Source organism: Klebsiella sp. CN_Kp088 (assembly GCF_040064335.1).
In the GTDB taxonomy this organism is placed as follows: domain Bacteria; phylum Pseudomonadota; class Gammaproteobacteria; order Enterobacterales; family Enterobacteriaceae; genus Klebsiella; species Klebsiella aerogenes.
Genome location: NZ_JBEAIQ010000026.1, coordinates 80,983 through 103,348, shown reverse-complemented (window position 1 = coordinate 103,348; position 22,366 = coordinate 80,983). Strand labels below are relative to the sequence as shown.

Here is a 22,366-nt window from a genome sequence, read left to right as displayed (position 1 = left end):
TCGGAAGCAATTATGGCCCTATTACAAATTAGTGAGCCTGGTCTGAGCGCCGCGCCGCATCAGCGTCGATTGGCGGCAGGTATCGACCTTGGCACCACCAATTCTCTGGTTGCTACCGTGCGTAGCGGCCAGGCCGAAACTCTGCCCGATCATCAAGGCCGCTACCTGCTGCCGTCGGTCGTGAACTACCACGCCTCGGGGCTGAGCGTCGGCTATGAAGCCCGGCTGAATGCCGCTCAGGATCCGGTGAACACCATCAGCTCGGTGAAGCGAATGATGGGGCGTTCCCTCGCCGATATTCAAACCCGCTATCCGCATCTGCCGTATCAGCTGCAGGCCAGCGAAAATGGACTGCCGATGCTCCAGACCGCCGGCGGCTTGCTGAACCCGGTGCGGGTCTCCGCCGATATCCTTAAAGCGCTGGCTGCCCGGGCGACCGAAGCGTTGGCGGGCGATCTCGACGGCGTGGTCATTACCGTTCCGGCCTATTTCGATGATGCTCAGCGTCAGGGAACCAAAGACGCGGCGCGTCTGGCGGGCCTGCACGTGCTGCGTCTGCTCAATGAGCCGACCGCGGCGGCTATCGCCTACGGCCTCGATTCCGGCCAGGAAGGGGTGATTGCGGTTTACGATCTCGGCGGCGGTACCTTTGATATCTCCATTCTGCGCTTAAGCCGCGGGGTGTTTGAAGTGCTGGCGACCGGCGGCGATTCCGCTCTCGGCGGCGATGATTTCGACCATCTGCTGGCCGACTATCTGCGCGAGCAGGCGGGTCTCCGCGACCGTAGCGATAACCGCCTGCAGCGTGAGCTGCTGGATGCCGCCATTGCGGCGAAAATCGCCTTGAGCGATGCCGACGTGGCGCACGTTGAGGTCGGCGGCTGGCAGGGCGATATCAGCCGTAGCCAGTTTAACGATCTGATTGCCCCACTGGTAAAACGTACTCTGATGGCCTGCCGTCGCGCGCTGAAAGACGCCGGCGTTGAAGCGCAAGAAGTGCTGGAAGTGGTGATGGTTGGGGGCTCCACCCGCGTGCCGTTGGTGCGTGAGCGCGTTGGCGAATTCTTTGGCCGTACCCCGCTGACCTCTATCGACCCGGACAAAGTCGTCGCCATTGGCGCGGCGATTCAGGCGGATATTCTGGTCGGCAACAAACCGGACAGCGAACTGCTGCTGCTTGATGTTATCCCGCTGTCGCTTGGGCTGGAAACCATGGGCGGCCTGGTAGAGAAAGTGATCCCGCGTAATACCACCATTCCGGTGGCCCGGGCGCAGGAGTTTACCACTTTCAAAGATGGCCAAACGGCGATGTCTATTCACGTGATGCAGGGCGAGCGTGAGCTGGTGCAGGATTGCCGTTCGCTGGCGCGTTTTGCGCTGCGCGGTATCCCGGCGCTGCCGGCGGGCGGGGCGCATATTCGCGTGACCTTCCAGGTTGATGCCGACGGTCTGCTGAGCGTCACGGCGATGGAGAAATCGACCGGCGTGGAAGCCTCAATCCAGGTGAAACCGTCTTACGGCCTGACCGACGGCGAAATCGCCAACATGATTAAAGATTCGATGAGCTACGCCGAACAGGATATTCAGGCGCGTATGCTGGCTGAACAGAAAGTCGAAGCCGCTCGCGTACTGGAGAGCCTGGAAAGCGCGCTGGCCGCCGACGCCGCGCTGTTAAGCGCCGCAGAGCGTCAGGTTATCGATGCCGCCGCGGAGCAGGTTCGCACCGCCGCGGCAGGCGAAGATGCTGACGCGATTAAAGAAGCCATTAAAAATATCGACACACAAACCCAGGAATTCGCCGCACGCCGCATGGACCAGTCGGTCCGCGCTGCGCTGAAAGGCCAATCCGTGGACGAGGTTTAAAATGCCAAAAATTGTTTTTCTGCCCCACCAGGACCTGTGCCCGGATGGCGTAGTTGTGGAAGCTGAGAGCGGTGAAACCATTCTGGATGCGGCGCTGCGTAGCGGTATCGAGATTGAACACGCCTGTGAGAAATCCTGTGCCTGCACCACCTGCCACTGCATCGTGCGTGAAGGTTTTGACTCGCTGGCGGAAAGTAGCGAAGATGAAGACGACATGCTGGATAAAGCCTGGGGGCTGGAACCTGACAGCCGTCTGAGCTGCCAGGCGCGCGTCACCGACGAAGATCTGGTCGTTGAGATCCCGCGTTACACCATCAACCACGCACGCGAGCACTAATATGGCACTGAAATGGACCGACAGCCGCGAAATCGGCGAAGCCTTGTATGACGCTTACCCGGATCTCGACCCGAAAACCGTTCGCTTCACCGATATGCATCAGTGGATTTGCGACCTGGAAGAGTTCGATGACGACCCAAACGCATCCAATGAAAAAATTCTGGAGGCGATTCTGCTAGTCTGGTTAGACGAAGCCGAATAATTTTCGCCTCAAGCGGAAAAATTTTAACGGGCTGCCATAGGGTGGCCCGTTTGCTAATAAGGATAAAGATAATGACCGAAGCCATGAAGATTACGCTTTCTACTCTGCCTGCCGATGCGCGCTGGGGAGAAAAAGCGACCTGGAGTATCAATAACGACGGTATCGCCTTACATCTCAACGGTAAAGACGACCTGGGGTTAATCCAGCGCGCGGCGCGCAAAATTGACGGCATGGGGATCAAGCACGTCGCCCTGAGCGGCGAAGGCTGGAACACCGATCGCGCCTGGGCTTTTTGGGCCGGCTATAAAGGGCCGAAAGGTCAGCGCCAGGTCGAATGGCCAACCCTGGACGACGCGCAGCGCAGCGAGCTGGATAACCGCCTGACGATCATCGATTGGGTTCGCGACACCATCAACGCGCCGGCAGAAGAGCTGGGGCCAGAACAGCTGGCGCAGCGCGCCGTCGATCTGCTGTGCGGCGTGGCGGGCGAAAAGGTCAGCTATCGCATCACCAAAGGCGAAGATCTGCGCGAGCAGAACTATCTTGGCCTGCATACCGTTGGCCGCGGCTCCGAGCGCCCGCCGGTCCTGCTGGCGCTGGACTACAACCCGACCGGCGATAAAGACGCGCCGGTATACGCCTGTCTGGTCGGCAAAGGCATCACCTTCGACTCCGGCGGCTACAGCATCAAGCAAAGCGCCTTTATGGATTCGATGAAATCCGACATGGGCGGTGCGGCCACCGTGACGGGCGCGCTGGCTTTCGCCATTACCCGCGGTCTGAACAAACGTGTGAAGCTGTTCCTGTGCTGCGCGGATAACCTGATTAGCGGCAACGCTTTCAAGCTTGGCGATATCATTCATTACCGCAACGGTAAAACCGTTGAAATCATGAACACCGACGCCGAAGGTCGCCTGGTGCTGGCGGATGGCCTGATCGACGCCTCGGCGCAGAAGCCGCAGCTGATCATCGATGCCGCCACCCTGACCGGTGCGGCGAAAACGGCGTTGGGTAACGACTACCACGCGCTGTTTAGCTTTGACGACGCGCTGGCGAATCGTCTGTTGGCGAGCGCGCAGGCGGAAAATGAAGCCTTCTGGCGTCTGCCGCTGGCCGAATTCCACCGCAACCAGCTGCCGTCTAACTTCGCTGAACTGAACAACACCGGTAGCGCGGCGTATCCGGCCGGCGCCAGCACCGCGGCGGGATTCCTGTCCCACTTCGTGGAAAACTACCACCAGGGCTGGCTGCATATCGACTGCTCTGCGACTTACCGTAAAGCTGCGGTTGAACAGTGGTCGGCGGGTGCGACTGGCCTTGGCGTGCGCACTATCGCTAATCTGCTGACGGCTGAGTAATGGCCTTGCCGGGTGGCGCTACGCTTACCCGGCCAGGAAAACCGTAAGCCCGCGCGGACGGGCGATTTTTGAAGTAGCGAATCTATGTCTGATACTAAAAATGAATTAGAAACTCTGCTGGAGAAGGCGGCGACCGAGCCTGCCCATCGTCCGGCATTTTTCACCGCGCTGCTTGAGGCCACCGTGTGGGTGCCGGGCAGCGCGGCTGACGGCGAGCAGATTGTCGAAGATAGCGCCCTCGATCTACAGCATTGGGAAAAAGAAGACGGCACGTCGGTTATTCCGTTCTTTACCTCGCTGGAGGCGCTGCAGCAGGCGGTAGAAGACGAACAGGCTTTCGTGATGATGCCCGCCCGCACGCTGATGGCGATGACGCTGGGCGAATCGCTGTTCCTCAACCCGAAGCTGCCGAGCGGCAAAGAATTCACCCCGCGGGAAATCAGCCATCTGCTGGGTGAAGAGGGCAGCCCGCTCAGTACCCAGACGGTACTGGAAGGCGGCGAAGCGCTGCTGCTGTCTGAAGTCGCCGAACCGCCGGCGCAGATGGTGGATTCGTTGACCACGCTGTTCAAAACGCTGAAGACCGTCAAGCGGGCGTTTCTGTGCTCGATTAAAGAGAGCGCCGATGCGCCGGCCAACTTGTTGATCGGGATTGAAGCGGAAGGAGATATTGAATCCATTATCCAAACCACCGGCAGCGTGGCCACCGATACCTTGCCAGGAGATGAACCTATCGATATTTGCCAGGTGGTAGAAGGCGAGAAGGGCATCAGCCACTTTATGATTGCCCATATTACGCCGTTCTATGAGAAGCGTTGGGGCAGCTTCCTGCGCGATTTCAAACAGAACCGGATTATTTAAAGCCTGCCGGGTAGGGCGCAGCCACTACCCGGATATTTTACCTTTACTGCGCCGGCTCGATCGGCAAATCCGTTCTCGCGCCCCATTCGCTCCACGAGCCATCGTACAGGCACACGCCGTTGACGCCGAGGGTGGTCAACGCCAGAACCACCACTGCCGCCGTTACCCCGGAACCGCAACTGGCGATAATCGGTCGGGCAAAATCAACGCCCTGACGCTTAAAGATATCGTTCATCTCATCAACGGTTTTCAGTTCGCCATTAATCACCAGCTCGGTCCACGGGACGTTAAGCGCGCCGGGGATATGCCCGCGGCGTAAGCCTGGACGCGGCTCATCCGCCAGCCCGTTAAAACGCGCCGCCGGACGGGCATCAACGATCTGCGCCGATCCTTCGTGGCTGACCAGCAGCACATCGGTTAAGCGTTTGATCACCTCCGGATCGAAGTTCACCTCAAATTCGCCTTCCGGCAGGTCGGGTTCGCCTTTCTCCAGCGGCAATTCATCACGGCGCCAGCCTTCGAGGCCGCCGGCGACAATTGACACTTTTTCGACGCCGAAGGTACGTAGCATCCACCAGGCGCGCGGCGCTGAGAACAGATTGCCTTCATCATAAACCACCAGGTGCTTATCGCTGTTGACGCCAAGCTCGCGCATCGCCACGGCGAAGGTTTCCGCACGCGGCATCATATGCGGCAGCGGGCTGGTGTGGTCAGACAGCGCTTCGATATCAAAAAAAACCGCGCCGGGGATATGCCCGTCGCGGTATTCCGCCGCCATATCGCGCAGCGCTTCCTGACCCGCCGGCGCCATCCGCGCATCAAGAATTTGAATCTGCGGGTCATCAATATGTTCCGCCAGCCAGTCGGCCGCAACAAAGAATGAGGTGGACATGAGTGCCTCCGTTTTATTATCGATCAATGAATTGTCGGCGTTTTATAAAGGGCTGACAAGTTAAGGTCGCGGGAGTGGGGAGGTGGTCACGTAGTTTCCCGATTCATCGGTGGTTTCTATGCTGGTAGCTGTTGAGAATCGCCGCGATGACGCATAATAGAACGTTATTGATTGCATCAGGCTCTGGGCCGAGGGGTTAGAAGGATGAAACCATTTCGTTTAGCGGCGCTATCGTTAGCGCTCCTTACCGCGATCTCATTAAGCGGCTGCGATAACAGCGGTGAACCACAGGCCGTATCGGCGGCCGATAAAGGCGCCGCCGATAGCGCGAAAAAGCCGGATAGCGCGCAGCTGGCGACGTTAAAAGAAAAAAGCCAGGGCAAGGCTTTGACGTTGCTCGACGCTTCTGAAGTGCAGCTAGATGGCGCAGCGACGCTGGTGCTGACCTTCTCCATTCCGCTCAAACCGGATCAGGATTTCTCCCACAGCGTGCATCTGGTCGATAAGAAAAGCGGCAAGGTTGACGGCGCGTGGGAGCTGGCGCCGAATCTCAAAGAGCTGCGTCTGCGCCACCTCGAGCCAAAGCGTGAATTGATCGTCACCGTTGACCCAACGCTCATTGCCCTCAATGACGCCACCCTCGGCAGCCCTTTTGAAAAAACCATCGCTACTCGCGATATCGCGCCGAGCGTCGGTTTCGCCAGCCGCGGTTCGCTGCTGCCGGGGAAAGTGGTCGCCGGGCTGCCAGTGATGGCGCTGAACGTCGACAATGTCGATGTTAATTTTTTCCGTATCAAGCCGGAATCACTCTCGGCCTTCGTCAGTCAGTGGGAATACCGTAACTCGTTAAGCAATTGGGAATCTGACGAACTGTTGAAGATGGCCGATCTGGTTTACAGCGGGCGCTTCGATCTCAACCCGGCGCGTAATACCCGTGAAAAGCTGCTGCTGCCGCTTAACGACATCAAGCCGCTTCAGCAGCCGGGCGTCTATGTGGCGGTGATGAATCCGGCCGGTCATTACAGCTACAGTAATGCGGCAACGCTGTTCACCCTCAGCGATATCGGCGTCTCGGCGCATCGCTACCACAACCGGCTCGATGTCTTCACCCAGAGCCTCGAAAATGGCGCCGCGCAGTCGGATATTGAAGTACAACTGCTAAACGCCAAAGGGCAGACGCTGGCGCAGGCGAAAAGCGATAGCCAGGGCCATGTTACTCTGCAAACCGATAAAGAAGCGGCGCTGCTGCTGGCGCGTAAAGACGGGCAGACGACGCTGCTTGACCTTAAACTGCCGGCGCTGGATCTGGCGGAATTCTCCATCGCTGGCGCCCCTGGCTTCAGTAAACAGTTCTTTATGTTTGGCCCGCGCGATCTCTATCGCCCGGGGGAAACGGTTATTCTTAACGCGCTGTTGCGCGACGGCGATGGTAAACCGCTGGCGGAGCAGCCGGTGAAGCTGGAAGTGGTGCAGCCGGATGGCCAGGTGATTCGCTCAGTGATGAGCAAACCGGTCAATGGCCTGTATCAGTTTACTTATCCGCTCGACAGCGGCGCGGCCACCGGCATGTGGCGTATTCGCGCCAGCACCGGCGATAATCAACCCCGCGAGTGGGATTTCCACGTCGAAGACTTTATGCCCGAACGCATGGCGCTGAATCTGACGCCGCAGGCCGCACCTATCGCCCCGGATGCCGACGTCGCCTTTAGCGTCAGCGGCGCTTATCTCTACGGCGCGCCGGCCAGCGGCAATCAGCTGCAGGGCAAACTGTTCCTGCGTCCGCTACGCGATGCCGTCGCCGCGCTGCCGGGCTTCCAGTTCGGCGATATCGCGGAAGAAAACCTCTCCCGTAGCCTCGATGAAGTCCAACTGACGCTGGATGAAAAAGGCCATGGCGAAGTGACCACCGCGAGCCAGTGGCAGGATAGCCATTCGCCGCTGCAGGTCGTGTTGCAGGCTAGCCTGCTGGAATCCGGCGGCCGTCCGGTGACCCGTACCGTACAGCAGCCGATCTGGCCTGCCGAGGCTCTGCCGGGGATCCGTCCGCAATTTACGCTGAAGGACGTTTACGACTACCGCACCGATACCACGGTGAAACAGCCGGTGGTTGATGAAAACAGTAACGCCGCGTTTGACATCGTCTATGCCGATGCCAAAGGCGAGAAAAAAGCGGTCTCCGGTCTGCAGGTGCGGCTGATCCGCGAGCGGCGCGACTACTACTGGAACTGGTCCGATAGCGAAGGCTGGCAGTCGCAGTTCGATCAAAAAGATCTGCAGGAGGGCGAGGAGTCGCTGGATTTGCAGGCCGGGCAGATAGGTAAAGTGAGTTTCCCGGTAGAGTGGGGCTCGTATCGTCTGGAGGTGAAAGGGCCGGATGACGTTGTCAGCAGCGTGCGCTTCTGGGCGGGCTATAGCTGGCAGGATAACAGCGAAGGCACCGGCGCGGCGCGTCCTGATCGCGTAACGATGAAGCTCGACAAACCTGGCTATAAACCGGGCGACACCATCAAGCTGCATATTGCCGCCCCGGCGGCGGGAAAAGGCTACGCGATGGTCGAATCCAGCGAAGGGCCGCTGTGGTGGCAGGAAATTGACGTCCCGGCGGAGGGTATGGATCTGTCTATTCCGGTCGATAAAGCCTGGAATCGCCACGATCTCTACCTCAGCACGTTGGTGGTTCGCCCCGGCGATAAATCACGCTCGGCGACGCCGAAACGCGCGGTCGGCCTGCTGCATCTGCCGCTGGGCGATGAAAACCGCCGTCTGTCTCTGGCGCTGGAAGCGCCGGAGAAAATGCGCCCGAACCAGCCGCTGACGGTGAAAGTGAAGGCCAGCGTGAAAGAGGGCGAGGTGCCGAAACAGGTTAACGTTCTGCTCTCGGCGGTGGATAGCGGGGTGCTGAATATTACCGATTACGCTACGCCGGATCCATGGAACGCCTTCTTTGGCCAGAAACGTTACGGCGCGGATATTTATGACATCTACGGCCAGGTAATCGAAGGGCAGGGGCGTTTAGCCAACCTGCGCTTCGGCGGCGATGGCGACGAGTTAAAACGCGGCGGCAAACCGCCGGTTAATCACGTGACGATCGTCGCTCAGCAGGCGCAGCCGGTAGTGTTGGACGATCGGGGTGAAGGCTCGGTGACATTACCCATCGGCGATTTTAACGGCGAGCTGCGGGTGATGGCGCAGGCGTGGACGGCAGACGACTTCGGCAGCAGCGAAGATAAAGTGGTGGTAGCCGCCCCGGTTATCGCGGAACTGAATACCCCGCGCTTCCTTGCCAGCGGCGACGCCACGCGTCTGGCGCTGGATCTCAGTAATCTGACCGACAAACCGCAAACCCTGCAGGTACATCTTACCGCCAGCGGGTTGGTCACGTTGACCGATGGCCAACTGCCGCCGGTACAGTTGGCACCGGGCGCGCGCAGCACGCTGTTTATACCGGTGACCGCGTTAGCGGGGTTCGGCGATGGTCAGGTCAATGCCACCATCAGCGGCCTGAACCTGCCGGGCGAAACCTTCACGCCGCTGCAAAAGCAGTGGAAAATCGGCGTGCGTCCGGCATTCCCGGCACAGACCGTCAATAGCGGCGCGGTGCTACAACCTGGCGAAAGCTGGCAGGCGCCGGCGGCGCAGAGTCAGGGGTTCGCCCCGCAAACGCTGCAGGGCCAACTGCTGCTCAGCGGTAAACCGCCGTTGAATCTCGCCCGCTATATTCGCGAGCTGAAAGCCTATCCTTATGGCTGCCTTGAGCAGACTGCCAGCGGCCTGTTCCCTTCTCTGTACACCAGCGCGGCGCAGCTAAAAGCGCTGGGGATCAGCGGCGATAGCGATGAGAAACGCCGCGCGGCGGTCGATGTTGGTATCTCGCGCCTGCTGCAGATGCAGCTGGAAAATGGCGGCTTTGTGCTATGGGATAAAGCCGGCCCGGAAGAGTACTGGTTGACCGCCTACGCCATGGACTTTCTCGTCCGCGCGGGTGAGCAGGGCTATAGCGTGCCGGTCAACGCGATTAATAAGGGCAACGAGCGCCTGCTGCGCTATCTACAGGAACCGGGTTTGATGACCGTGCGCTACAGCGACGATGCCCAGGCCAGCCGTTTTGCCGCTCAGGCATATGCCGCGCTGGTGCTGGCGCGCCAGCAAAAAGCGCCGCTCGGCGCCTTGCGTGAAATCTGGAGCCGTCACGAAGAGGCGCGTTCTGGATTGCCGCTGCTGCAACTCGGTATTGCGCTGAAAACCATGGGGGATGCGCCGCGCGGCGCAGAGGCCATGAAGCTGGCGGTTACCACGCCGCGCCAGGATGAGAATCGCTGGCTGGGCGATTACGGCAGCCAACTTCGCGATGATGCGCTGAAGCTGGCGCTGCTGGAAGAGAATAAGCTGCTGCCGGAGGTACAAAACCAGCTGTTGAGCAGCTTGTCGGAAGAGGCCTTCGGTCAGCGCTGGCTGTCGACGCAGGAAACCAACGCGCTGTTCCTTGCCGGGCGTATGCTTGCCGACCTGCCGGGCAACTGGCAGGCGCAAACCTCGCTGCAGGCGGAGCCGCTTGCCAGCGACAAAGCGCAAACCCGCAATCTCGACGGCGATCGGCTGGCGGCGCTGCAGGTGACGAATACCGGCAATCAGCCGCTGTGGCTGCGCCTCGATAGCAGCGGTTATCCGCAAAGCGCGCCACCGCCGGGCGGCAACGTGTTGGGGATTGAACGTGCTATTTTCGATACCCACGGTCAGCAGAAATCGCTGACTTCGCTGCGCAGCGGCGAACTGGTGCTGGTCAAGCTGGAGGTGACCGCCAAACGTAACGTTCCTGACGCGCTGGTGGTCGATCTGCTGCCGGCGGGACTTGAGCTGGAAAACCAGAACCTGGCTAATAGCAGCGCCAGCCTGCAGGAGAATGGCGAAGCGGTACAAAACCTGCTTAACCAGATGCAGCAGGCGGATATTCAGCATATCGAGTTCCGCGATGACCGCTTTGTCGCCGCCGTCGCCATCAATGAAGGTCAGCCGGTGACGCTGGTCTATCTGGCGCGGGCGGTGACGCCGGGCACCTATCAGGTTCCGCAACCGCAGGTGGAGTCGATGTATGTACCGCAGTGGCGGGCGACCGGAACGGCCAGCGGCCCGCTTACCGTTACGCCGTAAATGCGCGCATTACCTCGCATAAAACGCCGCTGGCGCTGGCTGGCGGCGTTTATTTTTCTGCTGTGGTTTGCGGTGCTGCTGGCCGATCGTCTGTGGCCGCTGCCGCTGCATGAAGTCACCCCCGCCCGCGTGGTGGTAGCGGAAGACGGCACGCCGCTCTGGCGCTTTGCCGATGCGCAGGGCGTCTGGCGTTATCCGGTCACCATCGCCGACGTTTCGCCGCGCTATCTGCAGGCGCTCATTCAGTATGAAGACCGCTGGTTCTGGAAACATCCGGGGGTCAATCCCTTCGCGGTGCTGCGTGCCGCCTGGCAGGATCTCACTTCCGGGCGGGTGATTTCTGGCGGCAGCACGCTCACCATGCAGGTCGCGCGTCTGCTCGACCCTCATCCGCGCACCTTCGGTGGCAAGCTACGCCAGCTATGGCGGGCGCTGCAGCTGGAGTGGCATCTGTCAAAAAGCGAAATTCTTACCCTGTATCTGAACCGCGCGCCGTTTGGCGGCACCCTGCAGGGGATCGGCGCGGCCAGCTGGGCTTATCTTGGTAAACCGCCCGCTCAGCTTAGCTACGGCGAGGCGGCGCTACTGGCCGTGCTGCCGCAGGCGCCGAGCCGTTTACGCCCGGACCGCTGGCCGCAGCGGGCGCAGGCGGCTCGCGATAAGGTGCTGGAGAGAATGCTCAGCCAGGGCATCTGGCCGCAGCGAGCGGTACAGGAAGCGATAGAAGAGCCGGTGTGGCTTTTCCCGCGGCAGATGCCGCAGCTGGCGCCGCTGTTTGCGCGCCGGGTGCTGGCGACAAGCGGTGATGAAAAGGTGACGACAACGCTCGATGCCGGGCTCCAGCGGCAGCTTGAAGATTTGGCGATGAACTGGAAATCACGTCTACCGCCGCGCAGCTCACTGGCGATTGTCGTCGTCGATCACACTGATATGAAAGTCCGCGGCTGGGTGGGATCGGCGGATATCCGCGACGATAGCCGCTTCGGCCACATTGATATGGTCTCGGCAGTGCGCTCGCCGGGGTCGGTGCTGAAACCCTTTATCTACGCGATGGCGATGGATGACGGGCTGATTCACCCTGCATCGCTATTACAGGATGTGCCACGGCGCTTTAGCGATTATCGCCCAGGTAATTTCGACAGCGGGTTTCATGGCCCGGTGAGCGCCAGCGAGGCTCTGGTGCGTTCGTTGAATCTCCCGGCGGTGCAGGTGCTCGAAGCCTATGGACCAAAACGCTTTGCGGCTAATTTACGCAATGCCGGGCTCCCTCTGATGCTACCCGCCGGCGCCGAACCGAATCTGTCGCTGATCCTCGGCGGCGCCGGAGCGAGGCTGGAAGATATTGTCGCGGCGTACAGCGCTTTCGCCCGTCATGGCAAAGCGGCGCGGCTGCGCATGAAACCCGACGACCCGCTGGTGGAAAGGGCGCTAATGTCGCCAGGCGCGGCGTGGATCACCCGGCGGATATTGGCAGGCGAAGCCCAGCCATTACCCGATGCGTCGCTGCCGCAGGCGGTGCCGCTGGCGTGGAAAACCGGTACCAGCTACGGTTATCGCGATGCGTGGGCGGTAGGCCTCAACGCGCGTTATTTGATTGGCATCTGGACCGGACGGCCAGACGGTACACCGGTGGTGGGGCAGTTTGGTTTTGCCAGCGCCGTGCCGCTGTTAAACCAGGTCAATAATATGCTGCTGGCGCGTCCGTTAATGAGCCGCGGCGGGCTGCCGGTCGACCCGCGTCCGCAGTCTGTGAGTCGCGGCACTGTCTGCTGGCCCGGCGGGCAGGATCTGCCGGTTGGCGATAGCAACTGCCGCCGGCGCTTAGCCAGCTGGCTTCTGGACGCCAGCCAGCCGCCGACGCTGCTGCTACCGGGTCAGGAGGGCGTGCGCGGTATCCGCTTCCCGGTCGGGCGTAACGCAGCAGGAGAAAGGGTCGCCGCGGATTGTCCGGGCGCGACAGAAACTTCTGTTGATGTCTGGCCGCTGCCGCTGGAACCCTGGCTGCCGGTTAGCGAGCGCCGCCGGGCGCGGCTGGGTACGGCATCGAAGGCGTGTCCGCCGCTGCAGACTCAGGATGCCGCGCCGCTGGTGCTTTCCGGCATCCGCGAAGGCGCAGTGATAAAACGACTGCCGGGCGAGGCGCGGGTGATGTTACCCGTGCAAACGAACGGTGGGGAAGGGCGACGCTGGTGGTTTATTAACGGTGAACCATTAGAGGCAACAGGCGCAAGAACGACAATTACGCTTGATAAGCCCGGCGAGTGGCAACTGGTGGTAATGGATGAGGCAGGGCAAACGGCGGCCGCCAATTTCACCCTACAATAAACAGGGTAAATCTGTTGTTGGTGGTTTGTGTTGCTAATACTCATCTTATTTTAACAAAATGTTACCTTCATCCGTAGGCATCGCCGACGTTGCTCATTATAATGCGCGCCAGGCCATACGATCGTATGTGCAACAACAGAACATTTAATTAGAGGTAATCATGGCTATTGAACGTACTTTTTCCATCATCAAACCAAACGCGGTGGCAAAAAACGTTATTGGCAGCATCTTTTCTCGCTTTGAAGCTGCAGGGTTCAAAATCGTCGGCACCAAAATGCTGCATCTGACCGTTGAGCAGGCTCGCGGTTTCTATGCTGAGCACGAAGGTCGTCCGTTCTTCGACGGTCTGGTTGAGTTCATGACCTCCGGCCCGATCGTGGTTTCCGTACTGGAAGGCGTAAACGCGGTTCAGCGTCACCGTGACCTGCTGGGCGCCACCAACCCGGACAACGCCCTGGCCGGTACCCTGCGCGCTGACTACGCTGACAGCTTCACCGAGAACGGCACCCACGGTTCCGACTCTGTAGAATCCGCTGCTCGCGAAATCGCGTTCTTCTTTGCTGAAGGCGAGGTTTGCCCGCGCACTCGCTAATCTCCTGCGTCTTTCACGCCACCGCTTTGTTGGCTTCATTCGCGCACCCCGGTCACATAGTTATCTATGCTCCCGGGGATTTGCGAACTCGCCGCCTCGCGGTGACCTGAAATACTTTGGAGATACGACCCTCGTCTTTTCGACCGTCGCGGCGTTGGCCTGACAATCGAAAAGCCTTAGAGGATTAAGTACGCAGTTACAGATTTTTTTATCATTGCTTTGTGCAAACGTGGCAATGATGCGCCAGAATTTGTAGAATATAGCGCCCCCGGACGAGCAGTCGCTCTCCGGGGCGTTTCTTTTTCAACCCACCTGGGGCCATAACGTGTAATAACGAGGCCGGAAAAATTATGTCTGAACAAATTGTCACACCTGATACCGCCGCTCTGACGGTGCCGAATAAAGATGCCAAAATCAACCTGCTGGATTTAAACCGTCAGCAGATGCGCGAGTTTTTCAAAAACATGGGCGAGAAGCCTTTCCGCGCCGATCAGGTGATGAAATGGATGTATCACTACTGCTGCGATGACTTTGATGAAATGACCGACATCAATAAAGTCCTGCGCGGTAAACTGAAGGAAGTCGCCGAGATCCGCGCGCCGGAAGTCGTTGAAGAGCAGCGCTCCAGCGACGGCACCATTAAGTGGGCGATTGCCGTTGGCGATCAGCGCGTTGAAACGGTATACATCCCGGAAGAAGACCGCGCCACGCTGTGCGTCTCTTCACAGGTTGGCTGTGCGCTGGAATGTAAATTCTGCTCCACCGCTCAGCAAGGCTTCAACCGTAACCTGCGCGTTTCCGAAATTATCGGCCAGGTCTGGCGCGCGGCGAAAATCGTCGGCGCGGTGAAGACTACCGGCGTGCGTCCAATTACCAACGTGGTAATGATGGGCATGGGCGAGCCGCTGCTGAACCTCAACAACGTCGTTCCGGCGATGGAAATCATGCTGGATGACTTCGGTTTTGGTCTCTCCAAACGCCGCGTGACCTTGTCTACCTCCGGCGTGGTGCCGGCGCTGGATAAACTCGGCGACATGATCGACGTTGCGCTGGCGATTTCTCTGCACGCGCCGAACGACACCATCCGCGACGAAATTGTACCGATTAACAAAAAGTACAATATTGAGACCTTCCTGAACTCGGTGCGCGGCTATATTTCGAAGTCCAACGCCAACCAGGGTCGTGTGACTATCGAGTATGTCATGCTGGATCACGTCAACGACGGTACCGAGCACGCCCATGAACTGGCGGCGCTGCTGAAAGATACGCCGTGCAAGATCAACCTGATCCCATGGAACCCGTTCCCGGGCGCGCCGTATGGCCGTAGTTCTAACAGCCGTATCGATCGTTTCTCCAAAGTGCTGATGGAATATGGTTTCACCACCATCGTGCGTAAAACCCGCGGCGACGATATCGATGCTGCTTGCGGCCAGCTGGCGGGCGACGTAATCGACCGTACCAAACGTACGCTGCGTAAGCGTATGCAGGGCGAAGCGATCGACGTGAAAGCCGTCTGATAAGTTATGCAGCGCACAGCTTTCGCTGCGCGCTGCATAAATATGTCGAATTGCCAGGCGAAATACGCTGATTCGGTTAATAATTACGGTGCGTTTTTGTCGACTTTGAGGCAGTATGTAGCGGTACAACAACCGCTTAGCATTCAATATTGATAAGTCTCTGTGATAGTCGCCCGGACAGCCTTATACTGTCGGTTGACGTTGAGCAGTGTCTCGCGGCGCAGGCTCTTTCCCGCGCTGAACTTTAAATTTCACGTACCAGTAGTTGTAGCGAATGAATACTGAAGCCACTCAAGACCATCAAGAAGCAAACTCTACGGGCGCGCGCCTGCGTAACGCCCGCGAACAACTCGGACTCAGCCAGCAAGCGGTGGCTGAACGCTTATGCCTGAAGGTTTCCACGGTTCGTGATATTGAAGAAGATAAGGCGCCAGCCGATCTCGCTTCGACCTTCCTGCGTGGCTATATCCGTTCCTACGCTCGCCTCGTACATATTCCGGAAGAAGAACTGCTGCCGATGATGGCGAAGCAAGCGCCGATTCGCGCCGCCAAAGTGGCGCCGATGCAGAGCTTCTCGCTGGGTAAACGTCGCAAAAAACGCGACGGTTGGCTGATGAGCTTTACCTGGCTGATTTTGTTTGTGGTTATTGGCCTGAGCGGCGCATGGTGGTGGCAAGACCACAAAGCGCAGCAGGAAGAGATCACCAGCATGGCCGATCAATCCACCAGCGATCTGAACAGTAGCGATAGCGGCAGCCAGTCAATTCCGCTGGATACCAGCTCGGCGAATAATGCGCCGGATACGACGGCAGCCAATACCAATAGCGCGCCGGTCGATACCTCCACCGCACCTGCACCAAGCGCGCCAGCGGCTACCCCCGCGCCGGTGGATAACAACGCCGTGGTCGCTCCTTCGCAGGCTAACGTTGATACCGCCGCCACCGCGCCGGCTGCGCCAGCCCCGACCTCCGCATTGCCGACCGATCAGGCGAATGCCGCGACGACGGCTTCCGCTCAGGATCTGGTGATGAACTTTAGCGCTGATTGCTGGCTGGAAGTGAGCGATGCGACCGGTAAGAAACTGTTCAGCGGCCTGCAGCGTAAAGGCGGGAATCTGAACCTGAGCGGTCAGGCGCCGTATAAGCTGAAAATCGGCGCCCCGGCTGCGGTACAAATCCAGTATCTGGGCAAACCAGTCGATTTGAGTCGTTTTATCAGAACTAACCAGGTTGCGCGTCTGACCCTTAATGCCGAACAATCACCGGCGCAGTAATAGACGGGTAACGCGGGAGATTTTTCATGCATAACCAGGCTCCAATTCAACGTAGAAAGTCCAAACGCATTTACGTTGGTAATGTGCCGATTGGCGATGGGGCTCCCATCGCCGTACAGTCGATGACCAATACTCGCACCACCGATGTGGCCGCGACGGTAAATCAAATCAAAGCGCTGGAGCGCGTAGGCGCGGACATCGTCCGCGTTTCCGTCCCGACGATGGACGCAGCGGAAGCTTTCAAGCTTATCAAACAGCAGGTCAACGTCCCGCTGGTCGCCGATATCCACTTTGACTACCGTATCGCGCTGAAAGTCGCTGAATATGGCGTTGATTGCCTGCGCATCAACCCAGGCAACATTGGTAACGAAGAGCGTATCCGCATGGTTGTGGACTGCGCGCGCGACAAAAACATTCCTATCCGCATCGGCGTCAACGCCGGTTCGCTGGAAAAAGATCTGCAGGAAAAATACGGCGAGCCGACGCCGCAGGCGCTGTTAGAGTCCGCCATGCGTCACGTCGATCATCTCGATCGTTTGAACTTCGATCAGTTCAAAGTTAGCGTAAAAGCCTCAGATGTCTTCCTCGCTGTTGAATCCTATCGTCTGTTGGCGAAGCAGATCGATCAACCGCTGCATCTCGGGATCACCGAAGCGGGCGGCGCACGTAGCGGCGCGGTAAAATCCGCGATTGGTTTAGGTCTGCTGCTGTCTGAAGGGATCGGCGATACCCTGCGCGTGTCGCTGGCCGCCGACCCGGTGGAAGAGATCAAAGTTGGCTTCGATATCCTGAAGTCGCTGCGCATCCGTTCTCGCGGTATTAACTTTATCGCTTGCCCGACCTGCTCGCGTCAGGAGTTTGACGTCATCGGTACGGTGAACGCGCTGGAGCAGCGTCTGGAAGATATCATCACTCCGATGGATGTTTCGATCATCGGCTGTGTTGTTAACGGCCCAGGCGAAGCGCTGGTTTCCACTCTCGGCGTCACCGGCGGCAACAAGAAAAGCGGCCTGTACGAAGACGGCGTTCGCAAAGACCGACTGGACAACAACGACATGATCGACCAGCTGGAAGCGCGTATCCGTGCGAAAGCCACCATGCTGGATGAAGCGCGTCGTATTGAAGTTCAGCAGGTTGAAGCAAAATAACGTGTTGGGAAGCAATACGCTTCCCGTGTATGATTGAACCTGCGGGCGCAAGGCGCCGGGGTTCATTTTTATATATAAAGAGAATAAACGTGGCAAAGAACATTCAAGCCATCCGTGGCATGAACGATTATCTGCCGGGCGAAACCGCTCTCTGGCAGCGCATTGAAGGCTCACTGAAGCAGGTGCTCGGTAGCTACGGTTACAGCGAAATTCGTTTGCCGATTGTAGAGCAGACCCCGTTATTCAAACGCGCGATCGGCGAGGTGACCGACGTGGTTGAAAAAGAGATGTATACCTTCGAAGACCGCAATGGCGATAGCCTGACGCTGCGTCCGGAAGGAACGGCGGGCTGCGTACGTGCCGGCATCGAACATGGTCTGCTGTACAATCAAGAACAGCGTCTGTGGTACGTGGGGCCGATGTTCCGCCACGAGCGTCCGCAGAAAGGGCGCTACCGTCAGTTCCATCAGATTGGCGCGGAAGTCTTTGGCCTGCAGGGCCCGGATATCGACGCTGAGCTTATCATGTTGACCGCGCGCTGGTGGCGCGAGCTGGGCATTTCCGATCACGTCAGCCTTGAGCTGAACTCCATCGGTTCGCTGGAGGCGCGTGCCGCCTATCGCGACGCGCTGGTTGCCTATCTGGAACAATTTAAAGATAAGCTTGATGAAGACTGCAAACGCCGCATGTATACCAATCCGCTGCGCGTGCTGGACTCTAAAAATCCGGAAGTGCAGGCGCTGCTGAACGATGCGCCGGCGCTGGGCGATTATCTGGACGACGAGTCCAAAGAACACTTCGCCGGTCTGTGCGCGCTGCTCGACGCCGCTGGAATTCGCTATACCGTCAACCAGCGCCTGGTGCGCGGGCTCGACTATTACAATCGCACCGTATTTGAGTGGGTCACGACCAGCCTCGGTTCGCAGGGTACCGTCTGCGCCGGCGGCCGTTATGACGGTCTGGTAGAGCAGCTTGGCGGACGCGCAACGCCGGGCGTTGGCTTTGCGATGGGCCTGGAACGTCTTGTTTTACTGGTTCAGGCAGTCAATCCGGAATTTAAAGCCGATCCTGTTGTCGATATATACCTGGTAGCCTCCGGTACCGATACTCAGTCCGCAGCAATGCGTCTGGCTGAGCAGGTTCGCGATGCGCTGCCCGGCGTTAAGCTGATGACTAACCACGGCGGCGGTAACTTTAAGAAGCAGTTCGCCCGCGCTGACAAGTGGGGCGCGCGCGTCGCGCTGGTGGTCGGTGAGTCAGAAATTGCTGACGGAAACGTGGTAGTGAAGGATTTACGCTCAGGTGAGCAAACTACCGTAACGCAGGATAGCGTTGCCGCGCATTTGCGCACACTTCTGGGTTAATTTCCCGGAAACTATTAGTCAGGAGAAGGACTGCGTGGAAACTTTCAACAACGAAAATGAGCAGGTCGACGCCCTCAAGCGTTTCTTTGCCGAGAACGGTAAAGCGCTGGCCGTCGGGGTGATTTTAGGGATCGGCGCGCTGGTTGGCTGGCGCTACTGGACTTCCCATCAGCTGGATTCGGCCCGGGATTCCTCTCTGGCCTATGAGAATGCCATTTCCGCGCTGAAGTCAGGTTCGCCTGAAACCTTGACCGCAGCGGAGAAATTCGCCGCCGACAGCAAAAACACCTATGGCGCGTTCGCATCGCTGGAGCTCGCGCAGCGTCTGGTCGATAAAAACGATCTGCAGGGCGCGGAGAAGCAGCTGCAACAAGGGCTGGCGGCCGCCTCTGACGATAACCTGAAATCGGTTATCAATATGCGTCTGGCCCGCGTACAGCTGCAGCTTAAGCAGCCGGATGCGGCGCTGAAAACCCTGGAAGGCATTAAAGGCGAAGGCTGGACCGCTATCGTTGCCGATTTGCGCGGTGAAATTCTGCTGAGCAAAGGCGACAAGCAGGGTGCCCGCGCGGCCTGGGAAGCAGGCGTGAAAAGCGATGCATCGCCAGTGCTCAGCGAAATGATGCGTATGAAAATAAATAATTTGTCCATCTGAGAGGGACTCGATGCAATTGCGTAAATTACTTTTGCCAGGGCTGCTTTCCGTCACCTTACTGAGCGGTTGCTCGCTGTTTAACAGCGAAGAAGATGTGGTGAAAATGTCACCTCTGCCGACGGTGGAAAACCAGTTTACGCCGTCCACGTCCTGGAGCACTTCAGTTGGCGATGGTATCGGTGATTTCTATTCCAACCTGCACCCGGCCTTTGCCGACGGCGTTGTGTATGCGGCTGACCGTAAAGGCACCGTGAAAGCGCTGCACGCTGAAGACGGTAAAGAAGTCTGGTCGGTGAACCTGGCGGAAAAAGACGGCTGGTTCTCGCGCGCCCCGGCGCTGCTCTCCGGCGGGCTGACCGTTTCCGGCGGCCACGTTTATGTTGGTACTGAAAAGGCGCAGCTGTTCGCGCTGAATACCAGTGACGGTACAGTCGCATGGCAGAGCCGTGTGGCGGGTGAAGCGATTTCTCGTCCGGTCGTTAGCGATGGCATGGTACTGGTGCATACCAGCAACGGCCAGCTGCAGGCGCTGAACGAAACCGACGGCGCGGTAAAATGGACCGTGAACCTGGACATGCCTGCGCTCTCCCTGCGCGGTGAGTCCGCTCCGGCCACCGCTTATGGCGCGGCGATTGTCGGCGGTGACAACGGTCGCGTCAGCGCCGTGCTGATGCAGCAGGGGCAGATGATTTGGCAGCAGCGTATTTCTACGGCCACCGGCCCGACTGAAATCGACCGTCTGAACGACGTTGACACCACGCCGGTTATCGTTAATGGCGTTGTTTATACGTTGGCTTATAATGGCAACCTGACCGCGTTGGATCTGCGCAGCGGCCAGATTATCTGGAAACGCGAACTGGGTTCTGTGAACGATTTCATCGTTGACGGCGACCGTATCTATCTGGTCGATCAGAATGACCGTCTGCTGGCGCTGACCACCGATGGCGGCGTAACGCTGTGGACCCAGAGCGATCTGCTGCACCGTCTGCTGACTTCTCCGGTGCTGTATAACGGCAGCCTGGTGGTAGGCGACAGCGAAGGTTACATGCACTGGATTAATCCGGAAGACGGCCACTTTGTGGCGCAGCAGAAAGTCGATAGCTCCGGTTTCCTGACCGACCCGGTTATCGCCGACGGTCGCCTGCTTATCCAGGCCAAAGACGGTACGCTGTATTCGATCACGCGTTAACTCGCGCGGTAGTATCGCTTTAATAAACGGCTCCTGACAGACAGGGGCCGTTTTGACTTTTTAAAAAACCTCGTAAAATGAGGTTGTATTGCAATTTGTATGAGGCATTTAACATGATACCTGTGGTCGCGCTTGTCGGGCGCCCTAACGTTGGAAAATCCACGCTCTTCAACCGCTTAACGCGCACTCGTGACGCGTTGGTCGCGGATTTCCCGGGGCTGACTCGCGACCGTAAGTACGGTCGTGCTGAAGTGGAAGGCCGCGAATTCATCTGTATCGATACCGGCGGTATCGACGGTACGGAAGAAGGCGTGGAAACCCGGATGGCGGAACAGTCTCTGCTGGCGATTGAAGAGGCCGACGTGGTGCTGTTTATGGTTGATGCGCGCGCGGGCCTGATGCCGGCGGATTCCGCGATCGCCAAACATCTGCGTTCTCGCGAAAAACCGACCTTCCTGGTGGCGAACAAAACCGACGGCATCGACGTCGATCAGGCGATGGCCGATTTCTGGTCGCTGGGGCTGGGCGATATTTATCCGATCGCCGCTTCGCACGGTCGCGGTGTTACCAGCCTGCTGGAACACGTGCTGCTACCGTGGGTAGATGAGGTTAATCCGCAGGAAGAAGTGGATGAAGACGCCGCCTACTGGGCGCAGTTTGAAGCCGAGCAAAACGGCGAAGAAGTTGAAGAGCCGGAAGACGACTTCAACCCGCAAGATCTGCCGATTAAGCTGGCGATCGTCGGCCGTCCGAACGTCGGTAAGTCAACGCTGACTAACCGTATTCTCGGCGAAGATCGCGTGGTGGTTTACGATATGCCGGGCACAACCCGCGACAGTATCTACATCCCGATGCAGCGAGATGAACGCGAATATGTGCTGATCGATACCGCCGGCGTGCGTAAGCGCGGCAAAATTACCGACGTCGTGGAGAAATTCTCGGTCATCAAGACGCTGCAGGCGATTGAAGACGCCAACGTGGTGATGCTGGTCATTGATGCCCGTGAAGGCATCTCCGATCAGGACCTGTCGTTGTTGGGCTTTATCCTTAATAGCGGTCGTTCCCTGGTTATCGTGGTCAACAAATGGGATGGCCTGAGCCAGGAAGTGAGAGAGCAGGTGAAAGAAACCCTCGACTTCCGTCTGGGCTTCATCGACTTCGCCCGCGTGCACTTTATCTCCGCTCTGCACGGCAGCGGCGTCGGCAACCTGTTCGAATCGGTGCGCGAAGCTTACGACAGCGCCACCCGTCGCGTGGGTACCGCCATGCTGACCCGCATTATGACCATGGCAGCAGAAGACCATCAGCCGCCGCTGGTACGCGGTCGCCGCGTGAAGCTGAAGTATGCGCACGCCGGTGGTTATAACCCGCCGATCGTGGTGATTCACGGCAACCAGGTGAAAGACCTGCCTGATTCCTATAAGCGTTACCTGATGAACTACTTCCGTAAATCCCTGGATGTCATGGGTACGCCGATCCGTATTCAGTTCAAGGAAGGGGAAAACCCGTTTGCCAATAAACGCAATACCCTGACGCCGAACCAGATGCGTAAGCGTAAGCGCTTGATTAAACATATCAAGAAAAGCAAATAATGCAGAAACCCGCCGCTGGCGGGTTTTTTTATCTACCCTATTCAACGCTT

The 22,366-nt window shown here is 58.5% G+C and carries 16 protein-coding genes; 15 read left to right on the top strand and 1 reads right to left on the bottom strand.

The features are described 5' to 3' along the window. Nucleotides 1-12 precede the first annotated feature (12 nt). From hscA to sseB, 5 genes are all read left to right on the top strand, one after another. Nucleotides 13-1,863 (top strand): Fe-S protein assembly chaperone HscA, encoded by a 1,851-nt coding sequence (gene hscA, locus ABLV08_RS16580; RefSeq protein ID WP_163282055.1) that lies wholly within the window; start codon nt 13-15, stop codon nt 1,861-1,863. Between the two features lies 1 nt (nt 1,864). Then, the gene (fdx, locus tag ABLV08_RS16575; protein WP_012540871.1) at nt 1,865-2,200 is read left to right on the top strand and encodes an ISC system 2Fe-2S type ferredoxin; all 336 of its coding nucleotides are present in this window, start codon (nt 1,865-1,867) and stop codon (nt 2,198-2,200) included. Between the two features lies 1 nt (nt 2,201). Further along, nucleotides 2,202-2,402 carry a Fe-S cluster assembly protein IscX gene (gene iscX / locus ABLV08_RS16570; RefSeq protein ID WP_002913954.1) on the top strand — a complete coding sequence of 67 codons (201 nt, stop codon included), beginning with the start codon at nt 2,202-2,204 and terminating at the stop codon, nt 2,400-2,402. A 71-nt stretch (nt 2,403-2,473) separates the two neighbouring features. After that, nucleotides 2,474-3,760, top strand: coding sequence for an aminopeptidase PepB (gene pepB / locus ABLV08_RS16565; RefSeq protein WP_015370317.1), 1,287 nt, complete (start codon nt 2,474-2,476; stop codon nt 3,758-3,760). 84 nt (nt 3,761-3,844) lie between these two features. Next, a complete protein-coding gene (sseB, locus tag ABLV08_RS16560; RefSeq protein WP_015370318.1) occupies nt 3,845-4,621 on the top strand; it encodes an enhanced serine sensitivity protein SseB in 777 nt (258 codons plus the stop codon). Nucleotides 4,622-4,664: 43 nt separating this feature from the next. On the opposite strand, the gene sseA is transcribed toward sseB, so the two are convergent. Beyond that, complete coding sequence (gene sseA, locus ABLV08_RS16555; RefSeq protein ID WP_015370319.1) at nt 4,665-5,513, bottom strand: 3-mercaptopyruvate sulfurtransferase; 849 nt, start codon at nt 5,511-5,513, stop codon at nt 4,665-4,667. Between the two features lie 204 nt (nt 5,514-5,717). Between sseA and ABLV08_RS16550 the strand changes: the two genes are divergently transcribed. From ABLV08_RS16550 to der, 10 genes are all read left to right on the top strand, one after another. Further along, nucleotides 5,718-10,661, top strand: coding sequence for an alpha-2-macroglobulin (locus tag ABLV08_RS16550; protein WP_348856045.1), 4,944 nt, complete (start codon nt 5,718-5,720; stop codon nt 10,659-10,661). Then, complete coding sequence (pbpC, locus tag ABLV08_RS16545; protein WP_348856044.1) at nt 10,662-12,986, top strand: peptidoglycan glycosyltransferase PbpC; 2,325 nt, start codon at nt 10,662-10,664, stop codon at nt 12,984-12,986. 160 nt (nt 12,987-13,146) lie between these two features. Next, a complete protein-coding gene (gene ndk, locus ABLV08_RS16540) occupies nt 13,147-13,578 on the top strand; it encodes a nucleoside-diphosphate kinase (protein ID WP_139396967.1) in 432 nt (143 codons plus the stop codon). A 350-nt stretch (nt 13,579-13,928) separates the two neighbouring features. Next, the gene (locus ABLV08_RS16535) at nt 13,929-15,095 is read left to right on the top strand and encodes a bifunctional tRNA (adenosine(37)-C2)-methyltransferase TrmG/ribosomal RNA large subunit methyltransferase RlmN (RefSeq protein WP_015370322.1); all 1,167 of its coding nucleotides are present in this window, start codon (nt 13,929-13,931) and stop codon (nt 15,093-15,095) included. Between the two features lie 274 nt (nt 15,096-15,369). Further along, a complete protein-coding gene (rodZ, locus tag ABLV08_RS16530; protein WP_032715152.1) occupies nt 15,370-16,368 on the top strand; it encodes a cytoskeleton protein RodZ in 999 nt (332 codons plus the stop codon). A gap of 26 nt (nt 16,369-16,394) precedes the next feature. After that, nucleotides 16,395-17,516 (top strand): flavodoxin-dependent (E)-4-hydroxy-3-methylbut-2-enyl-diphosphate synthase, encoded by a 1,122-nt coding sequence (gene ispG / locus ABLV08_RS16525; RefSeq protein WP_015370324.1) that lies wholly within the window; start codon nt 16,395-16,397, stop codon nt 17,514-17,516. Nucleotides 17,517-17,605: 89 nt separating this feature from the next. Further along, nucleotides 17,606-18,880 (top strand): histidine--tRNA ligase, encoded by a 1,275-nt coding sequence (gene hisS / locus ABLV08_RS16520; RefSeq protein ID WP_015703166.1) that lies wholly within the window; start codon nt 17,606-17,608, stop codon nt 18,878-18,880. Nucleotides 18,881-18,914: 34 nt separating this feature from the next. Continuing rightward, nucleotides 18,915-19,535, top strand: coding sequence for a YfgM family protein (locus ABLV08_RS16515; RefSeq protein ID WP_348856041.1), 621 nt, complete (start codon nt 18,915-18,917; stop codon nt 19,533-19,535). Nucleotides 19,536-19,545: 10 nt separating this feature from the next. Beyond that, complete coding sequence (gene bamB, locus ABLV08_RS16510; protein ID WP_101739562.1) at nt 19,546-20,724, top strand: outer membrane protein assembly factor BamB; 1,179 nt, start codon at nt 19,546-19,548, stop codon at nt 20,722-20,724. A gap of 113 nt (nt 20,725-20,837) precedes the next feature. Further along, nucleotides 20,838-22,316, top strand: a complete 1,479-nt coding sequence (gene der / locus ABLV08_RS16505; protein ID WP_015370328.1) for a ribosome biogenesis GTPase Der — start codon at nt 20,838-20,840, stop codon at nt 22,314-22,316. Nucleotides 22,317-22,366 lie beyond the last annotated feature (50 nt).